Origin of the sequence: Stutzerimonas stutzeri (genome assembly GCF_024448895.1) — a bacterium.
GTDB classification, from domain to species: domain Bacteria; phylum Pseudomonadota; class Gammaproteobacteria; order Pseudomonadales; family Pseudomonadaceae; genus Stutzerimonas; species Stutzerimonas stutzeri_Q.
The window spans coordinates 1-2142 of sequence record NZ_JAMOIC010000058.1 but is presented as its reverse complement, the minus strand read 5'-3'; the positions used below and the strand labels follow the sequence as shown (position 1 = coordinate 2142).

Annotated in this window: 2 protein-coding genes and 2 pseudogenes; all 4 read right to left on the bottom strand. The window is 66.4% G+C overall.

Annotated elements, in window-relative coordinates:
• Positions 1-852: pseudogene (locus NA619_RS24885) on the bottom strand (LTA synthase family protein); the annotation flags it as partial.
• Positions 853-862: 10 nt separating this feature from the next.
• Entirely contained in the window at positions 863-1291 is a 429-nt protein-coding gene (locus tag NA619_RS24880; RefSeq protein WP_014821488.1) for a diacylglycerol kinase, read from the bottom strand.
• Positions 1281-2000 carry a lipopolysaccharide kinase InaA family protein gene (locus NA619_RS24875; protein WP_041754586.1) on the bottom strand — a complete coding sequence of 240 codons (720 nt, stop codon included), beginning with the start codon at positions 1998-2000 and terminating at the stop codon, positions 1281-1283. Before NA619_RS24875 ends, NA619_RS24880 begins: the two co-directional genes overlap by 11 nt.
• A 2-nt stretch (positions 2001-2002) precedes the next feature.
• Positions 2003-2142, bottom strand: a pseudogene (locus tag NA619_RS24870) (SAM-dependent methyltransferase); the annotation flags it as partial.

Genomic DNA, 2142 nt, shown 5'->3' with positions numbered 1-2142 from the left:
GCCGGTCAGTAGCAGCTCGCGGGTGATCGCCTGCGCCTGCTCGGCCGGCAGCGTCGCCTTCCAACTGTTGTCGCGATGACTGGAGAAGCGGTGCTTCGCGGCGTCATACAGCGAGAGTGTCGCGTTCAGGCCGAGGTGATTGGCGAACATCGACTCGGTGGTAAAGGCATCGCCCCAGCGCAGCGGCGGTCCCTGGCGCAGCGTGCCGCGCGCGGCCACCACACTGACCAGCACCAGCAGCGTGAACACCGCCGTGCGGGTATACCAGGTCGAGCCACGGCGGCGTGCGCCGGCCTCGCGCACAGCCGGCGCGCCACGGGTCAGCCGCTCCAGCCAGCCGAACAGCGCGTACATCGCCGCGCTCGCCACACCCCAGCTCGCCAGCAGTTGCAGTACCGGGAAGCCATGCCAGAGCATGCTCAGCACGGTGGCCGGGTCTTCCTGCAGGTACTGGAACACCAGGCTATTGAGGCGCTGGTGAAACTCGCGATAGAAGTTCAGCTCGATCAGCCCGAGCAGGATCGTCAGGCTGGCACACACACTCAACCACAGCCGCAGCAGGCCCCGGGCGGCCATCATGCGCATGCTCAGCACGCCGAGCAGCAGTGGCAGCAGGATGTACACCGTCAGCCGCAGGTCGAAGCGCAGGCCGTTGCCGAACGCCTCGACGAAGCTGGCCAGCGGTGTACTGCCGATCAGCTCGCGGTTGAACAGCAGCAAGCCCAGCCGCAACAGCGCGAACAGCGCCAGCAGGGCCAGCGCACTGGCGAACGTGAAGCGCAGGTGCGCGGCCAGGCCATTGAAGCCGGACGCCGGGCGCTCTCGAGCAGGGCGTCGCAAAGAGGAAAGCATGGTACGTCCTTCAGGGGATGAGAATCACCGCCCAGACCAGACCGATCAGGCACAGCGCCAGCAATTGCGCGGCGCTGCCCATGTCCTTGGCCTGTTTGGCGAGCGGATGCAGTTCGAAAGAGATGCGGTCGACCGTCGCCTCGATGGCCGAGTTGAGCAGTTCGACGATCAGGCCGAGAAACACCACGGCAATCAGCACGGCGCGCTCGACGCGGCTGACGTCGAGCAGGAAGGCCAGCGGAATCAGCAGCAGGTTCAGCAGCACCAACTGGCGAAACGCCGCCTCGCCCCGATAGGCGGCCTTGAGGCCGGCGGCGGAGTAGCCGGCGGCATACCAGAGCCGCGTCAGACCGCTGCGCCCTTTCAGGGCCGCGCCGTCCGCCGGCACGTCAACGCCAGCCGCACCATCGGCAACCACGCTGGTCGGCTCAGATGACATCGCAGCGCAACTCGCTGAAGGTGCGGTGGGCGGCCAGCAATCGTTGCCAGTCCTGTTCCGGCATGGCCTGGCGATGACGCTTGAGCTGGCGCAGGTCATGCCGTGCCGCGGCGCTACGACGTAGCCGGCGGCGGCTCTTTTCCAGATCGAGCAGGGCGACCTCGACGCTGGCCGCGTCACCTTCGCCGTGAACCTTGATGAAGATGTGCTTGGGATAGCAGCAGCCGTGCTGCCAGCGCGCCTGGTGGATGCGACCGAGGCTAATTCCGACCGCTGTCAGCATGCGCTCCTGTACCGCCGGACCGAAGCGCTCGCCCAGCTCCTGTTGATACCAGTCCTCCAGGCTGACAAACCCTTCCAGCTCCGCCGTCACCAGCAGCGCCTGCCACTGCCCGGCCTGTTGTCGCGTGCCGCAGTAGATCAGTTCCGGCACCCGCACGCTTAGCCAGCCGAAGGCCTGCAGCGCCTGCAGTTCGCGCAGGACCGTGGGCCTGCCAAAAGGATGCAGCAATGAGCGATACAGGTGGCCGATCTGCCGTTTGCAGTACAGCAGCGGTTGTTGCGGATCGCGCATCCGTATCCGTTGCACGCCGCTTTCGCCGGCGCGCCGCTGATTGGGCTCCTCGACCCATTCACCCCGGATGTTCCACCAGCGCTGGAAGGTGCTGGTACGCGCTTCTCGGGCCGGCAATACGAGTGGTCGGCTCATGCTCAACCCCGCTTGCGCAGCACATAGACCCGCCACATGGCGTAGCCCGGGAGGAAGTCATTACGGTCGAGGATGTCGAAGCCGGCCTCGGCGAACTCCGCCTCGATCACCGAGCGCGCGACGACGAAGCGGTTCTGGTTGT